Annotated in this window: 18 protein-coding genes; 9 read left to right on the forward strand and 9 right to left on the reverse strand. The window is 35.7% G+C overall.

What is annotated here, in order from left to right; all coding sequences use genetic code 11:
- Window positions 1-18: 18 nt before the first annotated feature.
- Complete coding sequence (locus JOD29_RS05420; RefSeq protein WP_124763626.1) at window positions 19-465, reverse strand: TlpA family protein disulfide reductase; 447 nt, start codon at window positions 463-465, stop codon at window positions 19-21.
- Between the two features lie 158 nt (window positions 466-623).
- Here JOD29_RS05420 and JOD29_RS05425 point away from each other — a divergent pair, with 158 nt between their 5' ends.
- From JOD29_RS05425 to JOD29_RS05465, 9 genes are all read left to right on the forward strand, one after another.
- Window positions 624-1,166 (forward strand): helix-turn-helix domain-containing protein, encoded by a 543-nt coding sequence (locus JOD29_RS05425; protein WP_124763627.1) that lies wholly within the window; start codon window positions 624-626, stop codon window positions 1,164-1,166.
- Window positions 1,167-1,178: 12 nt separating this feature from the next.
- Entirely contained in the window at window positions 1,179-2,282 is a 1,104-nt protein-coding gene (locus JOD29_RS05430) for an ABC transporter ATP-binding protein (RefSeq protein WP_192894197.1), read from the forward strand.
- On the forward strand, window positions 2,272-3,078 hold the full coding sequence (locus tag JOD29_RS05435; RefSeq protein WP_124763629.1) for an ABC transporter permease: 807 nt from the start codon (window positions 2,272-2,274) through the stop codon (window positions 3,076-3,078). Before JOD29_RS05430 ends, JOD29_RS05435 begins: the two co-directional genes overlap by 11 nt.
- Window positions 3,078-3,881, forward strand: a complete 804-nt coding sequence (locus tag JOD29_RS05440) for an ABC transporter permease (protein WP_124763630.1) — start codon at window positions 3,078-3,080, stop codon at window positions 3,879-3,881. The genes JOD29_RS05435 and JOD29_RS05440 overlap by 1 nt, the downstream gene beginning before the upstream one ends.
- On the forward strand, window positions 3,878-4,954 hold the full coding sequence (locus tag JOD29_RS05445) for an ABC transporter substrate-binding protein (protein ID WP_124763631.1): 1,077 nt from the start codon (window positions 3,878-3,880) through the stop codon (window positions 4,952-4,954). The genes JOD29_RS05440 and JOD29_RS05445 overlap by 4 nt, the downstream gene beginning before the upstream one ends.
- Before the next feature lie 560 nt (window positions 4,955-5,514).
- Entirely contained in the window at window positions 5,515-6,726 is a 1,212-nt protein-coding gene (locus JOD29_RS05450; protein WP_124763632.1) for an MFS transporter, read from the forward strand.
- 260 nt (window positions 6,727-6,986) lie between these two features.
- Window positions 6,987-8,330, forward strand: coding sequence for a sigma-54 interaction domain-containing protein (locus JOD29_RS05455; protein WP_124763633.1), 1,344 nt, complete (start codon window positions 6,987-6,989; stop codon window positions 8,328-8,330).
- Window positions 8,331-8,674: 344 nt separating this feature from the next.
- Window positions 8,675-10,012: a GntP family permease gene (locus JOD29_RS05460; RefSeq protein ID WP_124763634.1), complete on the forward strand. Its 1,338-nt coding sequence runs from the start codon at window positions 8,675-8,677 to the stop codon at window positions 10,010-10,012.
- 78 nt (window positions 10,013-10,090) lie between these two features.
- Entirely contained in the window at window positions 10,091-10,858 is a 768-nt protein-coding gene (locus JOD29_RS05465) for a 3-hydroxybutyrate dehydrogenase (protein ID WP_124763635.1), read from the forward strand.
- Window positions 10,859-11,040: 182 nt separating this feature from the next.
- Here the strand turns inward: JOD29_RS05465 and JOD29_RS05470 are convergent, their stop codons facing one another.
- From JOD29_RS05470 to JOD29_RS05505, 8 genes are all read right to left on the reverse strand, one after another.
- Window positions 11,041-12,159, reverse strand: a complete 1,119-nt coding sequence (locus JOD29_RS05470) for an N-acetyldiaminopimelate deacetylase (RefSeq protein WP_124763636.1) — start codon at window positions 12,157-12,159, stop codon at window positions 11,041-11,043.
- Between the two features lie 12 nt (window positions 12,160-12,171).
- A complete protein-coding gene (gene dapD / locus JOD29_RS05475) occupies window positions 12,172-12,888 on the reverse strand; it encodes a 2,3,4,5-tetrahydropyridine-2,6-dicarboxylate N-acetyltransferase (RefSeq protein WP_124763637.1) in 717 nt (238 codons plus the stop codon).
- Window positions 12,889-13,085: 197 nt separating this feature from the next.
- Window positions 13,086-13,982, reverse strand: coding sequence for a LysR family transcriptional regulator (locus tag JOD29_RS05480; protein ID WP_275579635.1), 897 nt, complete (start codon window positions 13,980-13,982; stop codon window positions 13,086-13,088).
- A gap of 258 nt (window positions 13,983-14,240) precedes the next feature.
- Window positions 14,241-14,681 (reverse strand): cyclic-di-AMP-binding protein CbpB, encoded by a 441-nt coding sequence (gene cbpB, locus JOD29_RS05485; RefSeq protein WP_124763639.1) that lies wholly within the window; start codon window positions 14,679-14,681, stop codon window positions 14,241-14,243.
- A gap of 134 nt (window positions 14,682-14,815) precedes the next feature.
- Window positions 14,816-15,067: a short-chain dehydrogenase gene (locus JOD29_RS05490; protein WP_124763640.1), complete on the reverse strand. Its 252-nt coding sequence runs from the start codon at window positions 15,065-15,067 to the stop codon at window positions 14,816-14,818.
- A 93-nt stretch (window positions 15,068-15,160) separates the two neighbouring features.
- On the reverse strand, window positions 15,161-15,928 hold the full coding sequence (gene fadH / locus JOD29_RS05495; RefSeq protein ID WP_124763641.1) for a 2,4-dienoyl-CoA reductase: 768 nt from the start codon (window positions 15,926-15,928) through the stop codon (window positions 15,161-15,163).
- 173 nt (window positions 15,929-16,101) lie between these two features.
- The gene (locus tag JOD29_RS05500; RefSeq protein ID WP_124763642.1) at window positions 16,102-17,745 is read right to left on the reverse strand and encodes a putative bifunctional diguanylate cyclase/phosphodiesterase; all 1,644 of its coding nucleotides are present in this window, start codon (window positions 17,743-17,745) and stop codon (window positions 16,102-16,104) included.
- Between the two features lie 109 nt (window positions 17,746-17,854).
- A complete protein-coding gene (locus JOD29_RS05505) occupies window positions 17,855-19,999 on the reverse strand; it encodes an RNA degradosome polyphosphate kinase (RefSeq protein WP_420844545.1) in 2,145 nt (714 codons plus the stop codon).
- Window position 20,000: the final 1 nt, after the last annotated feature.

The raw sequence follows: 20,000 nt of genomic DNA on the forward strand, positions 1-20,000 counted from the left end.
CCTTTACGTTTTTTTATTTTATTTAACTTCTTCTATTAATCGATTTACTCGTTTTGCTAGCATATTCATTCCGCTGTCACCAGATTGGTAGTGACGTAACACACCTGAACGATCGAAAACAAAATATGCTGGTACATATTGTATATTGAAAGCATCTGAAAGAATCAATTCGTTATCTACAAAGATCGGTTGATTGATCTTAAATCGAGCTGCTATCTTTTCAATTTCCTTTATATCGGTATCTTCCTTTGAGCGAGGCATATGCACTGCAATCACATTCAATTCGCCTTTATATTGATCCCGGAATCGATTTATTTCAGGCATTACTTCTTTACATAAATAGCAACTTACAGACCAGAAATGAATTAATGTTGGCATATCTCCAACTAATTCATCTCGATTTACTTGACCATTTAACCATGTTGTTGCGCCCTCTAATTCAGGCATAGGGGTACGTAGTTTCATATTATGCTCCTCCCTAATAAAAGCGATATTCGCAAAATCATTGCACTTTACCACAGATTCTGTATAATAGTATCGTCATTGTAAACTTAAAGTTTCGTTAAAGTAAACATTATTGATTTGGAGTTTATTTATAGTAAACAATAATGGAGGTCATATCATTGCAAATTGGTGCCAAAATAAAAGCACTTAGAATAAAAAAAGGACTTACACAGGAAGAACTGGGTGAAAGAACTGATTTAACAAAAGGTTTTATTTCTCAGCTTGAAAGAGATTTAAATTCACCCTCCATCGAAACATTATTTTCAATTCTAGAAGTTCTTGGTACTAAACCAAAAGATTTTTTTGATGACACCTTTGAGGACCAGCAAGTTGTATATACCGAAGAAGATCAAACCTCTTACTACGATGAAGAAAAAAAATATGAAATCAAATGGCTCATCCCTACTTCGAACGAAAAAGAAATGGAACCAGTGCTTTTAACACTAGAAGAATATGGTGAGTTTAAAAAATTTGAACCTTCCTTAGCAGAGACTTTTATTTACGTTTTAAAGGGTCGCATCCGAATTATCATTGGTGAAGAAACATTTTTTGCGAGTGAAGGAAATGCAGTTTACTTTGAAGCGTCGAAAAATCATCAAATCTTTAATGCCCATAATGGAATAACGAATGTTTTATTAGTGGCAACAGAATCGTATTTATAGGAGGCTTAGATTATGAACAATACAATTATTCGATTCGAAAATGTTTCAAAATCATATGATGATGGGACAGTGGTATTGAAAAATATTAACCTTGAACTTGAGAAAGGTAAATTTTATACATTACTTGGTCCGTCTGGTTGTGGGAAAACAACTATTTTGAGAATCATAGCGGGATTTACAGAGCCTTCAAACGGTGATATTTATTTCTATGATAAAAAAATGAATAATGTTCCGGCCAATGAACGTCATGTCAACACAGTTTTCCAAGATTACGCACTCTTCCCTCACCTAAATGTATTTGAAAACGTTGCGTTCGGATTACGTGTTAAAAAGGTAAAAGAAAAAGAAGTTCAGCAACGTGTGAAAGAAGCACTAAAATTTGTTAACTTAGTCGATTACGAAACTAGAGAAATTTCTGAAATGTCTGGTGGTCAACGTCAACGTGTTGCCATTGCTCGAGCAATCGTCAATGACCCTGAAGTTATTTTACTAGATGAACCCCTTTCTGCTCTTGATTTAAAATTACGATCAGAAATGCAATATGAGCTACGAGAATTACAACAACGCTTAGGCAAAACTTTTGTTTTTGTTACACATGACCAAGAAGAAGCATTAGCGATGTCAGATGAAATTTTCGTCTTAAACGATGGTGAAATTCAACAATCTGGATCTCCAGTTGACATTTATGATGAACCAATCAACCGTTTTGTTGCTGACTTTATTGGGGAATCAAATATTGTAGATGGTGTCATGGTGGAGGATTTTAAAGTACAATTTGCTGGAAAAACATTTGAGTGTGTTGACCAGGGGATGAAACCAGGTGAAAAAATTGATATCGTCATACGTCCTGAAGATTTAGAGGTAACAAGTGTAGAAAAAGGCAAATTAGTCGTGAAAGTGGATACTCAATTATTCCGGGGCGTTCATTACGAACTTTCCACTTATGATCAAGATGGTAATGAATGGCTAGTTCATTCACTTAAGAAGGCAAATGTTGGTGAAAAAATCGGATTAGATTTTGATCCAGAAGCGATTCATGTTATGCGATTAAATGAATCAGAAGAAGACTTTGACAAACGATTAGAATCATATGGAGACAATGAAAATGAGAAATAAAGTTTCAACAGGCTCCCTTTTTCCTTATTTTATTTGGATAGTTCTATTCGTAATCGCCCCCATTGCCTTAATTGTCTACTATTCAATGTTAGATTTAGACGGTAATTTCACACTCGATAATTACAAAGCATTTTTCACACCAGTCTATTTAAAAATGACGTTAACAAGTTTTTGGTATGCTTTTTTAATTACATTTTTCACATTATTAATTTCATATCCTACTGCTTTTTTCTTAACAAAAACAAAACATAAGCACCTTTGGCTAATGCTTATTATTATTCCATCTTGGATTAATCTTCTATTAAAAACTTATGCATTTATCGGTATTTTCGGCTTATATGGACCACTAAATGCTGTTGTTAAAGTTTTTGGATTTGAACCACAACAAATATTATTTACTGATTTTAGTTTTATCTTTGTTTCTGTATATATTTTTATTCCATTTATGATTATTCCTATTTTTAATGCGTTAGATAAATTAAATCCAACGCTAATCTATGCAGCTCGTGACTTAGGGGCTTCTAGCTTTACAACTTTCCGTAGAGTGGTCTTTCCATTAACTATTGCAGGTGTTAAGTCTGGTATTCAAACAACATTCATCCCTGCACTATCATTATTTATGATTACTCGTTTAATTGCAGGTAACCAAGTAATTACTTTAGGTACTGCGATCGAGCAACAATTCCTTGTATCTCAAAACTGGGGTATGGGATCAACCATTGCGGTTTTCTTAATCATAATTATGTTTATTAGTATGCTACTCACTAGTCAGAAATCGAAAGGAGGCCGCGTATAATGAGGAAACTAACTAATACATCGAAGCTCTACCTAACAATTGTGTTCGTCATATTATACGCGCCAATCTTCTATCTAATTTTTTATTCGTTCAATAGTGGCGGAACAATGCATAACTTTGAATCGTTTACGCTGGAACATTACCGTGCCGTCTTTGAAGATTCTAGACTCATTATTATTTTAATTAATACGGTCATCGTGGCATTACTTTCCGGTTTAATTGCAACCATTCTTGGTACTTTAGGAGCTATTGGAATTGTATCAATAAAAGATAGCAAAATGAGAAATACGCTACTCTCATTAAATAATATCCTGATTGTAAGTCCTGATGTCGTCATCGGGGCGAGTTTCTTGATCTTATTTACGATGATCGGGGTAAAACTTGGTTTTGCATCTGTTTTACTTTCCCATATTGCTTTTAGTGTCCCAATTGTTGTGTTAATGGTTTTACCTAAACTTTTGGAGATGAATACTTCATTGATCGATGCGGCGCATGACTTAGGTGCTACAAGACGTGATGTGTTAACTCGTGTCATTCTCCCATATATACAACCAGGAATTTTTGCGGGATTCTTCCTAGCCCTTACCTATTCTTTAGATGATTTTGCTGTCACGTTTTTCGTAACAGGAAACGGCTTCTCTACTCTTTCAGTAGAAATCTATTCAATGGCCCGTGCTGGGATATCACTAACTGTAAACGCTATTTCAGGGATTATTTTTGTTGTGACAGTACTAATCGTCATCGGATACTACTTTGTAACGAACCGTACAAAACATGCGCACGAAACGGGGGCACATGAATGAAACCATTAATTCAAGCAACCATCGCCATCCTAGTTATATGTGGCATCCTCTTCTTCACTGCAGACCGATTAGAGTCAGCTGGAAGTAAAGGTAGTACAGATACGATTACTGTTTATAATTGGGGAGAATATATCGATCCGGATCTAATAAAACAGTTTACTGAAGAAACAGGAATTAAAGTAGTCTATGAAACTTTTGACTCGAACGAAGCGATGATGACGAAAATCCAACAAGGTGGCTCGGCATATGATATTGCAGTCCCATCAGAATACATGGTGGAAATGATGAAAGAGAAAGATTTACTCATTCCATTAGATCATTCAAAGCTTCCAAATTTACAAAACATCGACCCGTATTATTTAGATTTACCATTTGATCCTTCCAATAAATATACTGTTCCCTACTTCTGGGGTACTGTTGGTGTTGTTTTTAATCCGAATTTAATTGATGATCATCTAACCTTTGATTCATGGGATGATCTGTGGGATCCGGCACTTTCAGGAAAAGTATTTTTAGTGGATGGTTCACGGGAAGTTATGGGAATGGGGTTAAATTCACTTGGAGAGTCATTAAATTCTAAAGACGACGCATTATTACGCAAAGCTACAGATAAGCTCATCCACTTATCTCCTAACATTAAGGCAATAATTGGTGATGAGATTACACCGTTGATGATTAATAATGAAGCTAGTGTTGCATTAACTTGGTCCGGTCAAGCTGCAGATATGATGTGGGAAAATGAAGAATTAGACTATGCGATTCCAAAAGAAGGTTCAAACTTATGGTTTGATAATCTCGTTATTCCGAAGACAGCAGCAAATGTTGATGGTGCTCATGCATTTATTAATTTTATGTTAGATGCTGAAGTAGCAGCTCAGAATGCCGATTATGTAGGGTACGCAACACCAAATGCTGCTGCCATGCAATTAATGGACCCTGAAGTTGTTGCGGATGAGCGTTTCTACCCTAATGAAGAATTAAAAAATAAACTAGAAGTATATGAAAACCTTGGACTTGAATGGCTTGGGAAATACAACGAATACTTCCTAGAATTCAAAATGTCAATAAGATAATAAGAAAAGCGGAGGCGGCTCGTTCAGACTCGACACGCGCTGGAGACTTCCGAGAAGCATGCTTGCATGCGTAGGAGGAAGTTGAAGCGACGCGAGAGTCTAGCCGCCGGAGCTAGACAACAAGAAAAGCGGAGGCGGCTCGTTCAGACTCGACACGCGCTGGAGACTTCAAAGAAGCATGCTTGCATGCGTAGGAGGAAGTTGAAGCGACGCGAGAGTCTAGCCGCCGGAGCTAGACAACAAGAAAAGCGGAGGCGGCTCGTCCACACCCGACAAGCGCTGGAGACTCCTCCTACGAAGGCGCTTTTTGCCTTCGTAGGAGAAGCAGACCGCGACCTCGAGGGTGTAGCCGCGTAGCTAAACTGTTCATATTTACCGAAAATTCATACTTAATCTTTAAGGGAAAGTCGACAAAATGAATGCAAATTTTGTCGACTTTTTGTTATTGGATCACTCTTGGGAAATACTGCTTTTTTCTAGTTTAATCAGATATATTGTGATAAGCTATGAATTATGAACATTTTGTTACGGTTTGCTAGAGTTAAGAAAGGTGGACAGCAATGTCTCAAAAACAGAAAAAAATTATCTTGTGGATTTTAATGTTAAACATGTTTATAACAATGGGTGGAATCGGAATTATTATTCCCGTCTTACCTGCTTATTTAGAGCTTTTTGGAGTAGGCGGTCAAGTTTTAGGTTTCTTAATTGCCGCATTTGCTTTAGCACAATTTTTATTATCCCCCGTAGCAGGTGACTTATCGGACCGATATGGACGCAAAATATTTATTATCGGTGGATTAATCATTTACGGTTTATCACAAATTTTGTTCGGGTTAGCCACAGAAGTATGGATTCTATTTATCTCACGTTTTTTAACTGGAGTCGGAGCAGCTTTCATTATGCCCCCAATTATGGCATATGTTGCGGACATCACCACTGTTGAAGAACGCGGAAAAGGTATGGGAATGATTGGTGCTGCAATATCTTTAGGATTCATGATTGGACCAGGTTTAGGAGGTTTTTTAGCAAATGTCAATTTGCATTTTCCATTTTTCCTATCTGGTAGTGTAGCATTTGCTGCAGCTCTTCTATCTTTCTTCATATTACCGAACATTAAACCAGAAATAAAAGAATCAAACAAAGGTGTAAAACAACCTAGAGAGAATCTCATTAAACAGCTAGTTCGTTCTGTTAAGACACCCTACTTTATATTGCTAATTGTTGTATTTACTTTTAGTTTTGGAATTGCAAATTTCCAATCGACTTTATCGATGTATTTAACACTGAAATTTGATTACACACCAACTGATATTGCAATCGTTATTACCTTAGGTGGATTTGTTGGTGTAATTCTTCAAATGTTTATTATCGAAAGATTATTTAAACGTTTTGGTGAGATGAAGGTTATTTTAATAAACCTAGTAGTTGCAGCAATTACTATGGTATTAATGATTTATATTAGAGGATTCTTCGTCATATTAGCCGTCACAACACTATTCCAAATTGCAACGGTATTTATTCGACCAGCTGCTAACACGTTAATTTCTAAGTTTGCTGGTAAAGATCAAGGATTTGCTGCCGGTATGAATAATGCATACATGAGTTTAGGGAATATGATTGGTCCCGCTCTTGCAGGTGTATTACTTGAATGGAATATGCGTGCGCCATTTATTTTAGGATGCACTATTCTTCTAGCCTGTTATGCTCTATCCTATGGATGGACAAAAAGGAAAGCCCCTAATTTAATGCATGCCGAACAAACATCACATTAATCATTTCTTTTGAATTGTACCTTGGCTCAGACACCAATCACTGACATTGCTATTAAGTTCATTGAAATGAAAGAAAAGAATTATTAGGACTGAACCAAAGTTGTTACTATGGTTCAGTTTTTTTATTGCACAACATGCTATTGTTTATTATCGATTTAAAAAATACGACAAAAATTTTAATTGTTCATTCTACTTTTACCCTCTTACGAAACATAAAGTGAAACTAGTATCCACGAATTTGTAAGTTAAGAGGTGAGATTATGCAAGATTTAATTAACAATTTATCTGCTTCTGTCATTGCTCAAATATTAGAGACTGCCTTTCAATGGTTTGTTGTCGTAGATCAGGATGCCAAAATTATTTATATCAATAATGAATATTGTCAATTCCTTGAGGTGAAACGTGAAGATGCTATTGGAAAGCATGTAACTGAGGTTATCGAAAACACAGAAATGCATGAAGTATTGGAATCTGGAAGAACCGATATTGCAGCTCCTCAATATATTAAAGGAACTTACATGCTTGCAAATCGTGTACCACTCGTAGTTGATGGTCATATAGTAGGAGCTTTAGGGAGTGTCATTTTCCGAGATATGTCTGACTGGAAAAAACTAAGTTCTCACGTCCGTATAACGATCGAACAAATCGAAGCTACCTTAAGACATTTTCCTGAATCCTTTTATAGTTTGTGTGATATTAAAGGTTCTTCTAATTCGATAAAGAAAATAAAAGAAACCATTGCAATGATTGCACCGACTAAACTACCTGTTCTAATTGAAGGAGAAATTGGTACAGGAAAGGAAATGATTGCCCAAAGTATTCATGGTTTATCTGATCGTTCAGATCACCATTTTGTGAAAATCAATTGTGCAACTATCCCAAAGGAATTATTAGAAGAAGAGTTATTTGGTAAATGGGATGTGAACCGAAATCGTTGGAAAAAAGGAAGAATTCAACTTGCAGATCGAGGAACACTTTATATAGAAGAAATTAACGAGCTCCCTTTACCATTACAAGCGAAACTATTAAAAGTAATTCAAGAAGAAAGGGTTCAACCGGTTGATACTGATAAAGAAATACCAGTTGATTTACGGGTCATAGTAAGCACAAATATGGCACTTATTGACCAAGTAAAAGCTAAGTTATTTCGTGAAGATTTATTTTACCGGATCCAAGCAATTACCATTCATATCCCTCCTCTTCGTGACAGAATCGAAGACCTTCCAGAGCTTGTTGAAACATTTATGGGTAAGGTTTGTGCTGAAGCAGGTCGTCGTCATATTAACATTGACAGAAAAATTTTGAGGTTGCTTCAAACTTATGAGTGGCCCGGAAATGTACGAGAGCTTCAAAATGTTTTACAAGCGATGGTACAGCTTACAAATGGAGAGCAAATTAGCGAGGAGATTTTGCCAATATATATTCGTCGTCAAAAGCCTAACTTTGTTTTGGGTCATGGTACATTAGAAGAAATCTTATTTGAAGTTGAAGGACAAATTTTACAGCAGCATCTAAATCGCGAAAGTAATAAATTAAAAGTAGCAGAGAAACTTGGTATTAGTCGTTCGACACTCTATGAAAAAATAAAAAAACACAACTTATGACCTAATTCCAATATTTCGGACACTATTCCGAAGTATTGGATTTTTTTATTTCATCTATATATAGGCGTCTACCTCCTTCGTTTAAATTAATCCGATAATTCGGATTCTAGCCTCAAATTTCTACTTCACACTTTTGACACAGTTGATTCATAAATTCCATTTATCGTTTGTACTATTTATGGAAGCGCTTCTTCTACATAGAAAAAAGGCGGTGGAGATTGACAAAAATCATAATGAAGCATAAGAATTACGAGCTGAACTTATTTATTAATTGTTAGTGAACTTATTTTACATTGTAATGTTTCAGTTAAAGTGCGTGCTATTAATCCTAAGGGGGTTCGAGAATGGATTTTAGTGTAGTAATGAGTATGATTGGTTTAATTGGCGGTCTTTTCTTACTTATTTGGTTAACGCTAAAAGGAGTAAACATTATCATCGTTGGTCCCGCATCTGCTCTATTTGTTGCAGTTTTTTCGGGTATGCCCTTATTTCCTCAACTTGCTGAAGAAGGTGCAGCGAACTTTGTAACGAATTACATGTCCGGGTTTACTGGATTCATCATGTCATGGTACTTAATGTTCTTGCTTGGTGCTGTGTTCGGAAAAGTAATGGAAGATAGTGGTGCAGCCGATGCAGTTGCACAATTTATCGTAGATAAGCTAGGGATGAAATACGCTACCCTTTCAATTGTCATTGCCTGTGCAATCTTAACTTATGGTGGCGTATCATTATTCGTTGTTGCATTTGCTGTTTACCCAATGGCAATCTCGTTATTTAAACAAGCAGATTTACCACGTCGTTTCATTCCTGGTACATTAGCATTGGGGTCCGTAACATTTACGATGACTTCTGCAGGTTCTCCAGAAATTCAAAACTGGATTCCAATGGATTATCTTGAGACAACTCCTTATGCAGGATGGGAAGTTAGTTTAATCGTTGCTGCATTTATGGCGATATTTGGTTATTGGTGGTTAAAACGAATAATCCGAAAAGCAGTGGAAAACGGCGAAAGATTCGTTGCGCGTGAAACAGATCCAACACATGATTCATCAAGAGTTTTACCCAATCCTATTTATTCCTTTATCCCATTAATTGTCGTATTGGTAATTTCGTTTATTTTCCATGATTCATTAAAACAATCAGCATTAATCTTAGCGTTGTTAGGTGGAATCATCGCGACGTTCATTGTAAGTTGGAAATACTTCAAAAATCCATGGGATGCAGTGTCTCAAGGTACAATTGGTGCCATTATTGCCATTGGTAATACGGCTGCTGTAGTTGGTTTTGGTGGTGTAGCAAAGGCAGTTCCCGCTTTTACATTCGCAGTTGATGCAATGACAAACATTCCTGGTTCGCCGTTAATAGGTGCCGCTGTTGCTGTATCTGTAATCGCAGGGATGACGGGATCTGCTTCTGGCGGTCAAACCATTGCCCTTCCTTTAATTGCACCTGGTTATGTGGATGCAGGTGTTAATCAAGAAGCTTTACACCGTGTTGTTGCTATTTCATCTGGTGCATTAGATTCCCTACCACATAACGGTTACGTTGTAACAACGATTCAATCTATCTGTGGTGAAAAACATAAAGATGCATACTGGGCTGTTGCAGCAACAACTGTTGCTACACCTGTCATTGGGGTTGTGATTGCAATTATATTATTCTCTCTTGGTTTAGGACTTTAATATTTTATTAATGTTATAATTAGGTAAAAGTGGAAGAGTCGTATTTCTATACGGCTCTTCATTTAGGAGGTTATTTTCGTGTTACAACATAAAGTTGCCCTCATTACTGGATCTGCACAAGGTATTGGATTTGAAATTGCAAAAAAATTTTATGAAAACGGAGCAACCATAGTATTAACAGATCTAAACGCCGAAAAAGTTGAAGAGGCGGCAAAGTCTCTCGGGAATCGAGCAATCGGATTGAAATGTGATGTAACAAGTGAAGAAGACATAATTGCAGCGATTGATACAACAATTGAAGAGTATGGACGAATAGATATCCTCATTAATAATGCTGGATTACAACATGTGGCCATGATTGAGGATTTTCCAACTGAGCGATTCGAATTTATATTAAAAGTTATGTTAACAGGTCCATTTATTTTAACAAAACATGTTTTACCGCATATGAAGAAACAAAAATTTGGACGTATTATTAATATGGCTTCGATTAACGGGCTTGTTGGATTTGCTGGCAAAGCTGCCTATAATTCTGCGAAACACGGTGTCATTGGCTTAACAAAAGTAGCTGCGCTAGAAACAGCAGCTGATGGAATTACAGTCAATGCCATTTGTCCTGGCTATGTTGATACGCCACTTGTTCGAAATCAAATGCAAGACTTAGCAAAAACACGCAATGTACCGGTAGAAAATGTATTAGAAGAGGTCTTATTCCCCCTTGTTCCACAAAAACGTTTACTAGATGTTAGTGAAGTTTCTAGTTTAGCTCTATTTATTGCAAGTGAGGAGGCAAAAGGAATGACAGGACAAGCGGTCGTTTTAGATGGTGGGTATACAGTGCAATAATCATTATGAATATGTAGGATCTTATAGATTGTTATCTTCATTAACTTGATGAAGTTCATTTCTGTGGCTACAATTACCAATTTTGAACTTCATCGGTCTTATGAAGATTTCCACAGTTCTGCCTTTCCTCTCCAACAAAAATAGAGGTGAAGAAAACAAGTTGTTCTCTTCACCTCATCCTATTATAAGCTTCTTATATATTGTTCCATAAACTTTGCATTAAATGATAATAATGATTCGTCTGGAGTAATTTTGTTATGATGCAAACCATATTCACAGTTTGCTCCTGCCCAATAGAGTGCACCAGGAATTTCTTTTAAGAAATAACCAAAATCCTCACCAGTCATTGCAGCAGGGCACTCATAAGCGTGTGCCCCTTCGTAGTCTTTAGCAAAAGTTAAAAGGTTGTTTACACATTGTTCATTATTATTCACTTCATAATACATTGTGCCAAAGTCAATTGTACAAGTACATTCAAATGAAGCTTCGATTCCCGCGCAAATAGCTTTTATTCTTCGTTTTACATCCGCCATTGAAGCAGCGCTCATTGTTCGAATAGTACCTTCTAATCTAGCGTTTTCTGCTATAACATTTTGCACTGTTCCAGCAGTTACCTTCCCAATAGTAATTACTGCACTATCCATTGGGTCGACATTTCTACTAATGATCGTTTGTAGCTGAAGTAATAAGTTTGCACTAGCAACCGCCATATCACGTGTCTTATGTGGAAAGGCAGCATGACCACCAATACCCTTCAAATCAATAAAAAGTTCAGAAGTATTAGCAAATAATAGTCCAGGCTTCGTTGCAATCGTGCCTACGGGATATTCTGGTGCAATATGCAATGCGTAAATCTCATCCGGCAATAAATCAGGACGTTCGCTTTTAATCCAATTTAACATTGGTTCTGCTCCACCCGGTCCCTCTTCCGCTGGTTGGAAATAAACAATTACATTTTGCTTTGGTTGATTGGTAGCAAAAGCTTGTACAAGTGAAAGCGCGATTGTCATATGGCAATCATGTCCACAAGCATGCATGTTTCCTTCGTGTTCGGATTGGAATGGCAGACCAGTCTCTTCTAAAATTGGTAGCCCGTCAATATCCGTACGCCAACCTATTGTTTTAGTTGGTTCAGTGCCTTTTATTTTTACTATAATTCCTGTTTCCCAAGTAACGACCGTTAAGTTTTCGTTTGGTAATTGCGAAATGAAATTGAATAAATACGCTTGCGTTTTATATTCCTGAAACCCAAGTTCCGGAATTTTATGCAAGTCTCTTCGAATTTGAACAAGATTGTTCATTATGACACCTTCTTACAGATTACGTAATGCATCGATGATTTCTGTTTTTGATTTTGTTTTTTCATCCATTTGTTTTAAAACTTTCGCCGGTACTCCACCAACTACTGTATAAGGCTCAACGTCTTGGATTACAATTGCACCTGCAGCAACTACAGCACCTTTACCTACACGTACGCCTTCTAGTACTACAGCGTTCGCACCGATTACAACATCATCTTCAATAATAACTGGTGTAGCTGAAGGTGGCTCAATAACACCTGCTAATACCGTACCTGCACCAATGTGACAGTTTTTCCCTACTGTTGCACGACCACCAAGAACCGCACCCATATCAATCATTGTTTTTTCACCGATTTCAGCGCCAATGTTGATGATTGCACCCATCATAATAACAGCATTATCTCCAATTGTTACTTGGTCACGAATGATTGCGCCTGGCTCAATACGAGCATTTTGATATTTTAAATCTAATAATGGTACGCCGGAATTACGACGATCATTTTCGATTACATAATCAGCAATTTTATCCGCGTTTTCTTTTAAAGCCACTTCAATTTGTGACCATTCACCAAAAACAACTACACTATTTCCTTCGCCAAATACTTTCGTATCTTCACCATACGATAAGTTTGCTACACCTTCACCTTTAACATAAACTTTTACTGGTGTAACTTTTTTAGATTGTGCGATAAATTGAATAATTTGTTCTGCATTTAATTTTTCAGTCATAATAACTCTCCCAACTTATGTAATAAAATGATTGTACTAGAAAATGAATAGAATCGCACGAATATTTATTCAAAAAATCCAACTTTTCAGTCATTAAATATTAACTTAATAAATATCAAGCCAGTTGCAAATATCACAAATTTAGTGAAGAACTACTTATACAATCAAAATCCACTAGTACCGCTAAGGCCTCAGCTTTATTTTTTCGAATAATCATATAGGCATCTTGCATGATCCATTACAACATTCACGAAAGCTGCAACTTGACGCAATTCAAAAGACGCTTCATAACCAATTAACCAAGTATCACGGGTTAACTCTGTATCCTTTTCGTTATTTACTAAGGGAATCTTATTAACCTTTTCTTCGCCATTCAGAGTGATGGAAGGTAAAATTGCATATCCAATTCCATTCATCGCCATCTGTTTACATGTTTCAATTTGGTCAACAATAATTTGACGACGAGGATTGGATGAAAAATGACGTTGCCACCATAATTGAATTTCTTGATAATAGTTGGAGTCACTTTTAAATTGGATAAATGGTCTGTCCGTTGTTAAAATATCATCTACAGCTTCAATTTCTTTATCAACTAAATACATCATGTCTCTAAATAGATGAATTTTTTTCCCTTTCCACTCTGCTTGACCACGGACAATGCCTACATGTGCTTCCCCTTCATAAAGAGCCTTTACAATCTCCGAACTCCACCCTGTAATTAATGAAATTTTTGCATCTGGATAAAGTGTGACAAAGTCTTTTAGCACTTTTGGTAGCCAAGTTTGCCCTACAATTGAAGCACATGCGATTTTTAATGTCCCATGAACTTTCGAATTTAATGCTTGGATTTTCTCAAATATTTCTTCCTTTTGCGTTAACGTATCAATTGAATACTGGATTACCAGTTCTCCAGCTGGGGTAGCCGTTAAACCTTTTTGCGAGCGTATAAAAAGCTGTGCCCCCCAATCCTTTTCAATTGTTTGTAAGCGCTGTGATAAAGCAGGCTGTGTCAAAAAAAGTCTTTCCGCAGCCTTTCTCATATTTTTTTCTTCCGATAAAATTTTTATAATCTCTGCTTCAGTTGTTGTTGTCAAATGATTCTCTCCTTTACAGGGAATAGGAAAGCGAAGAACGCCCATTACTCCGACAAAGTTGATTTATGCCACGCGATAAGAGTGGAAGTGACACGAGGAGCCGGCGTTCGTAGCTAAACACTATTGAAAAATCGACAAATCCTCTTTTAAAGGGTTTGTCGATTTTTTGTGGATAAGATCGTTTTTTTATAATTATCCGCATGAAGATACTGCATCTCGCCATAATTTCATCGAGATGTTTTTTCAAATGTTATTCTCTTAATCTACTTGATAAATATATTTTTTCAAATGCTTTAAAATGACGCGACGTGTTAAAATGCCAACAAACGTCCCCACATCATCAACAACACATAAAAACGCATGGTTAATAACTAAATCAAGCGCTTTTTGGAATCGGTCGGTTATTTTTAATGACACGACTTCTTTATCCATAACATCATCTACTTTAATGGAACCTAATTTTTCATATTCAATTTTTTCGAGACCTAATATAGATTCGGTAATCATTTTGGAACTCAATAAACCATGTAATCTGTATTTATTATCTAAAACAGGAACAGATGAATATCCCGTCTTCGTTAAAACGAGTAAAGCATGTTCTGCACTATTGCCTACTTGGACGTGAGCAACTTTTTCAGATGAAATGATTAAGTCGCTAATTGGCGTATCTAATAAAGCCTTTGTATTTAATGAAATCATAGCCTTCTACTCCTTTTTCCCCTACCAAAAACAGGATGCTTTAATTAATCATATCACACAATATTATTGTATGACTATGGTTAGGATGGTAGTAATTATAGGGCAGAAGGCTGATTTCTTAAACTTTTCTTTGTTTAATATCCATAAACAGACCAATAATATAAAATTATAAGACCTGTGAACAATCCGAAAATGACGTACATTATAATGATTGGGTTAAACATAACTGGATGGTCCCGGACCTCTTTGCTGATTGGAGTATCCATCGTCGTATTCATGACTGATGTTCTCTCGCCTGTTTTTTTCATGACAGAAACAGTTGAAAAATAAGCAACTATAATTAGTAATACCCCTGCTATTACTGCTGGTATTGTCCACATACCCATTTTGCTTCACCTCTCCTTTTTTTGAAGTAAAGTTAGTATGCGTACAAACTGGCTCTTTTTATTCTTCAGCAAATACCAAAAACTACCACAAAGTTAAAACGGATATTGATTTAACCATTGGCCTCCGTCTAATGTAATACATTCACCATTCATATAAGAAGCTTTATTGGATAAAATAAAAGTAGCTAAATCGGCTATTTCTTCTGGTGTACCTAATCTCTTTAACGGAACAGAGTTAATGGTGCGTTTTGCTTGTTCTTCGGCTTCCCAAAGTTTTGCCGCTCCTCCTGTCCGATCTATAGGACCTGGTGCAATAGCATTTACACGAATTCCATACTTATGTCCCCATTCAACAGCTAGTGTCCTTGTCATTGATAATACACCTGCTTTTGCTGCAGCAGAATGAATCACGCCAGCACCAGCTCCCCAAGCATAGGTTGCAACCATATTTAATATTTTTCCCTTAATTCCATTTTCAATCCAGTACTTCCCTACTTCCTGCGAACAATAAAAAGTACCGTTTAATACAATATCAATAACAGCCTTCCAGCCATTAGGAGACAGTTTTTCTGCTTCAACGATAAAATTCCCGGCAGCATTGTTAACAATTCCATCCACTTGTCCAAATTTTTGAATCGAATATTGAAGCATCTCCTTTACATGCTCAACTTGTCTCACATCCATTTGAAACGTTTCAATTGTTTCTCCCACACCAAGAATATCTTGTTTAGCTTGCTCCAAACGAGATAAATTTCTTCCTGTTATAACTACATTTGCCCCTTCTTTTACAAATTGTTTTGCCATTGCAAGCCCCATTCCACTTGAGCCACCCGTGACAATAATTGTATCGTTTTTCAACATCCCAATTCCCCCATCCCAAATGAATATCCATTCATTTTCATTGTAAGACACACCAGCATCACTGTCATTATATTTACGAAAAGGGAAACTTAAGTACTAAAACTTGTAGACCCTTTCAAAGACAATAAAAAAAGCAAACAAATTCTTCCATCAGAATTTGCTTGCCATAGTCATTACAACATAAAATACTGTTCCACAATTTTTTCAACTGGAATTGGTTTATTGTATAAATAGCCCTGGCCTTTATGACAATTAAATTGCTTTAAAAATTGCTCCTGGTCTGTATATTCAACACCCTCGGCAATAACATCCATTCCTAAATTTTTAGAAAGGGTTATAATTGCTTTGATAATTGCTTCATTTTTTTCATCTTTATTGATATCAGCAATAAATGATTGATCGATCTTAATAATATCAATTGGATATTTTTTTAAATAACTTAAAGATGAATAACCAGTGCCAAAGTCATCCACAGAGACATATACACCGAGTGCTTTTAATCGAGTTAAAATACCTTCTGTTTCATCGACATTTACCATTGAACTTTCAGTAATCTCCAGTTCAATATGTTCCGGGTTAATTTTGTATCTTTCTAATACTTTTTCGACCTTTATAACAAAGTTATCTTGTTTGAATTGCTTTGGTGAAATATTTACAGCAATTCTGACAGGTCTAAACCCTTTTAGTTGCCAATCACGTTGATACTTACATACTTCTTCAAGTACCCAATCACCAATTTGAATAATTAATCCAGAAGATTCGGCAAGTGGAATAAACACACCTGGTGAAACATTCCCGAATTTTGGATTATTCCATCTTAGTAAAGCTTCAAAACTATTAATGTCTTTAGTATTAAAGTCAACTTGTGGTTGTAAATGGATTGATAATTCATTTAATTCGATGGCTCTGCGTAAATGCGCTTCCATTAAAACTTCATTATGAAAGATGTGGCTCATTTCTTCATTATAAAAACGATAATGTGCCCGACCATGTTTTTTTACATAGAATAAAGCTTGTTCAGCTTCGTGTAATAACTCCTCTAAATCTCTATCTTTTTCAGTCACTGCAATTCCAATTGAAGAAGTAACAAAGTACTCTTGGTCATCAATCAAAAAAGGTTCTTTTAATAAATTTAAAAGAGCATTCACGGTTTCATCTATTTCTTCTTTATTTTGAAAAGGGACAATAAAGATAAATTCATCTCCATGATAGTGAAAAAGATGATATCTTTCGTTCGTTAAACTTTGAAACCTATGACTAATTTGCTTTAACATTTTATCTGCTTTACGTTTACCTAGCGATTCATTGTATTTTTTAAAACGATCTAAGTCAATTAGAATTAACGCTACATTACTTTCTTTTAGCTCAATACTATATTTTTCTGTCCATTGAATCGTTAAGGCACTTCGATTAGGTAAACCAGTTAAAACATCTTCGAATGTATAATTATGAATAGATTGATATTCATTGTTTAAAGCACGTAACACGATGACATAATATAAACCATTCGAAGAAGTTATAGGTTGAACATTAATTCGCACTTGTTCTAAATTTTTTATATCTATGTATTGTATCTCATGATTTGGTTCATTCATGATGGCTAAAATATCTTCCCACTTGGTCCATTTAAAGAATTCCTTGGCATCCATACCTTTTATAAATTCACCTGGGGAAATTGCCTCAGCTATTGGGTTAATAAATTCAACAGTATAATCTGGATTACTTTGTTTTTTTAGAACGATGACAGCATCAAATGGATTTAATGTCATGAGATCATGTAAGTATTTTTCAGTTTCCTCTGTAGGAAAAGTTATCATAGTTATCCCCCATTTATATAACAACTCAATGCTTCTTAAAAGAAGTAAGTGTAGCTATAACTAAAAATTCCCATAAAGCTACACTTTTACTTAATAATACCATTCGATTCTATTCTTCTTCTATAACCGTACTCATTGCATCAATTAAAAAAAGCTCTTGGCTATTAATTTTTTCTACATCTACACGTTCTTCTTTGTAATGATATTTTCCATTTGAATCTTGAATACGAGCTTTTGACGTATCTGCAAGTTGAGTACTGAAAATATCCATGACACGTTGTTTTATGTCTTCTGAATAGATTGGGAACAAGATCTCTACTCGCTTCACCATATTCCGTGTCATCAAATCAGCAGAGGACAAAAATACTTGATCGTCCCCATTGTGATGGAACCAATAGATTCGAGTATGTTCTAAGAAACGCCCTACAATACTGGACACTGTAATATTTTCACTAATGCCCGGTATCCCTGGTCGTAAACAACATATTCCGCGCACAAGTAGCTCAACCTTCACACCATGTATAGAAGCTTCATATAATTTCATCATTAAGTCTTTATCAGTTAATGAATTCATTTTAGCACGAATAAAACCATTTCCATATTTTTTGTGACACTTAATTTCTTCATCAATTAACTCAATAAATTCATCTCGTATATCAAAAGGTGCTACTACTAAGTGATGGAACTGTGGCTTTTCTGTATACCCACTTAAATAGTTAAAGAAGTTGGTAGCATCTATTCCAAATTCTTTATTTGTCGTAATGATTCCCATATCCGTATATACTTTGGCTGTTGCATCATTATAGTTACCAGTGCCTAAATGAACAAAACGTTCAATTTTCCCATGCCGTCTTCGCACAACTAGTGTAATCTTTGAGTGTGTTTTTAAATTATTCATACCATAAATCACTAGACATCCAGCTTGCTCAAGTTCTTTTGCCCAGTGAACATTATTTTCCTCATCAAATCGGGCTTTCAATTCAACAAGTACTGTCACTTGTTTTCCATTTTCTGCTGCCTGTTTTAATGCATAGATAATCGGCGAATTGCCACTTACACGATAAAGCGTTTGCTTAATCGCTAATACTGACGGATCTGATGCGGCTTCTGTAATGAAATCAACAATTGGCTCAAAAGATTCGTACGGATGATGGAAAAAAAGATCTTGGGTTAATGCCTTTTCATAAATATTTTCATTTAAGGCTAAGTCTTTAGGACGTTGTGGAATAAAGCTTTCGTATTCTAAATGTTCTCGACCTATTGCAATCTTCTTAACAAAGCCAAATAAGAAGGTTAAGTCCAAAGGTCCATCTATTTTAAATACATCAGATTCTTCAATTTCAAATTCTTCTAACAAGTAATCTAATATTTCATCACTAATTTCACCATCCCGCACTTCTAATCGGCTGCCTACGCCCCATTTGCGTTTCTTTAACTCTTTTTCAATCTCAACAAGTAAATCCCGTGCGCCTTCTTCATGAATGGTTAAATCAGCGTTTCTTGTTAAACGGAATGCTTGGGAGGATTTCACTTTATAGCCAAGGAAAAGCTTTTTAATATGGCTCGTAATAACATCCTCTAATAAGACAAATACCTTTTCACTGTGATCACTTGGTACTTCAATAAAACGATTTAAAACAGATGGTACCTGTACTATTGCCATCCTTTCATTTTTTTCAAATTCATTATTTTCTTCAATCATGACTAATAAATTTAGTGTTTTTCCTAGTAAAGTTGGAAATGGACGATAGGCATCAACAGCAACCGGTGTTAATACTGGAAAAATTGTTTCCTCAAACAAGACGTTAATATATTCTTTTTGTGATTCGTTTAAATATTTAAATTCTTTAATATGGATATTTTCCTTTGGCAATAGATCAAACACTAAATGACGGAAAACTTCCATTTGTCTACGAACAAGTGCCTGTGTTCTTTCCGCAATTTTAGTTAATTGTTCTTTTGGTGTTAAGCCTGATTTATTTTCTGGTTTATGGTAACCCGCACGTACTTGATCCTGAAGTCCAGCAACCCTAACCATGAAAAACTCATCTAGATTTGAACTGAAAATTGCTAAGAATATTAGTCTTTCTAATAAAGGATTTTCTATATCTTCTGCTTCTTCTAGTACTCGCTCATTAAATGCTAACCAACTAAGTTCACGATTATTATAATATTGTGGTTTAGCAATTTCTTCTAACATTAGTTTAAACTCATTCTCATGATCATCACGTTCATCAGACTTATTGAGTTCCATG

The organism is Lysinibacillus composti, assembly GCF_016908465.1.
Classification (GTDB): domain Bacteria; phylum Bacillota; class Bacilli; order Bacillales_A; family Planococcaceae; genus Ureibacillus; species Ureibacillus composti_A.

Excerpts from the sequence above, each read along its gene's own strand:
- JOD29_RS05420 (WP_124763626.1), bottom strand. The coding sequence starts at position 465 with ATGAAACTACGTACCCCTATGCCTGAATTAGAGGGCGCAACAACATGG.
- JOD29_RS05430 (WP_192894197.1), top strand. The coding sequence starts at position 1,179 with ATGAACAATACAATTATTCGATTCGAAAATGTTTCAAAATCATATGAT.
- JOD29_RS05435 (WP_124763629.1), top strand. The coding sequence starts at position 2,272 with ATGAGAAATAAAGTTTCAACAGGCTCCCTTTTTCCTTATTTTATTTGG.
- JOD29_RS05440 (WP_124763630.1), top strand. The coding sequence starts at position 3,078 with ATGAGGAAACTAACTAATACATCGAAGCTCTACCTAACAATTGTGTTC.
- JOD29_RS05445 (WP_124763631.1), top strand. The coding sequence starts at position 3,878 with ATGAAACCATTAATTCAAGCAACCATCGCCATCCTAGTTATATGTGGC.
- JOD29_RS05450 (WP_124763632.1), top strand. The coding sequence starts at position 5,515 with ATGTCTCAAAAACAGAAAAAAATTATCTTGTGGATTTTAATGTTAAAC.
- JOD29_RS05455 (WP_124763633.1), top strand. The coding sequence starts at position 6,987 with ATGCAAGATTTAATTAACAATTTATCTGCTTCTGTCATTGCTCAAATA.
- JOD29_RS05460 (WP_124763634.1), top strand. The coding sequence starts at position 8,675 with ATGGATTTTAGTGTAGTAATGAGTATGATTGGTTTAATTGGCGGTCTT.
- JOD29_RS05470 (WP_124763636.1), bottom strand. The coding sequence starts at position 12,159 with ATGAACAATCTTGTTCAAATTCGAAGAGACTTGCATAAAATTCCGGAA.
- dapD (WP_124763637.1), bottom strand. The coding sequence starts at position 12,888 with ATGACTGAAAAATTAAATGCAGAACAAATTATTCAATTTATCGCACAA.
- cbpB (WP_124763639.1), bottom strand. The coding sequence starts at position 14,681 with ATGATTTCATTAAATACAAAGGCTTTATTAGATACGCCAATTAGCGAC.
- JOD29_RS05490 (WP_124763640.1), bottom strand. The coding sequence starts at position 15,067 with ATGGGTATGTGGACAATACCAGCAGTAATAGCAGGGGTATTACTAATT.
- fadH (WP_124763641.1), bottom strand. The coding sequence starts at position 15,928 with ATGTTGAAAAACGATACAATTATTGTCACGGGTGGCTCAAGTGGAATG.
- JOD29_RS05500 (WP_124763642.1), bottom strand. The coding sequence starts at position 17,745 with ATGATAACTTTTCCTACAGAGGAAACTGAAAAATACTTACATGATCTC.
- JOD29_RS05505 (WP_420844545.1), bottom strand. The coding sequence starts at position 19,999 with ATGGAACTCAATAAGTCTGATGAACGTGATGATCATGAGAATGAGTTT.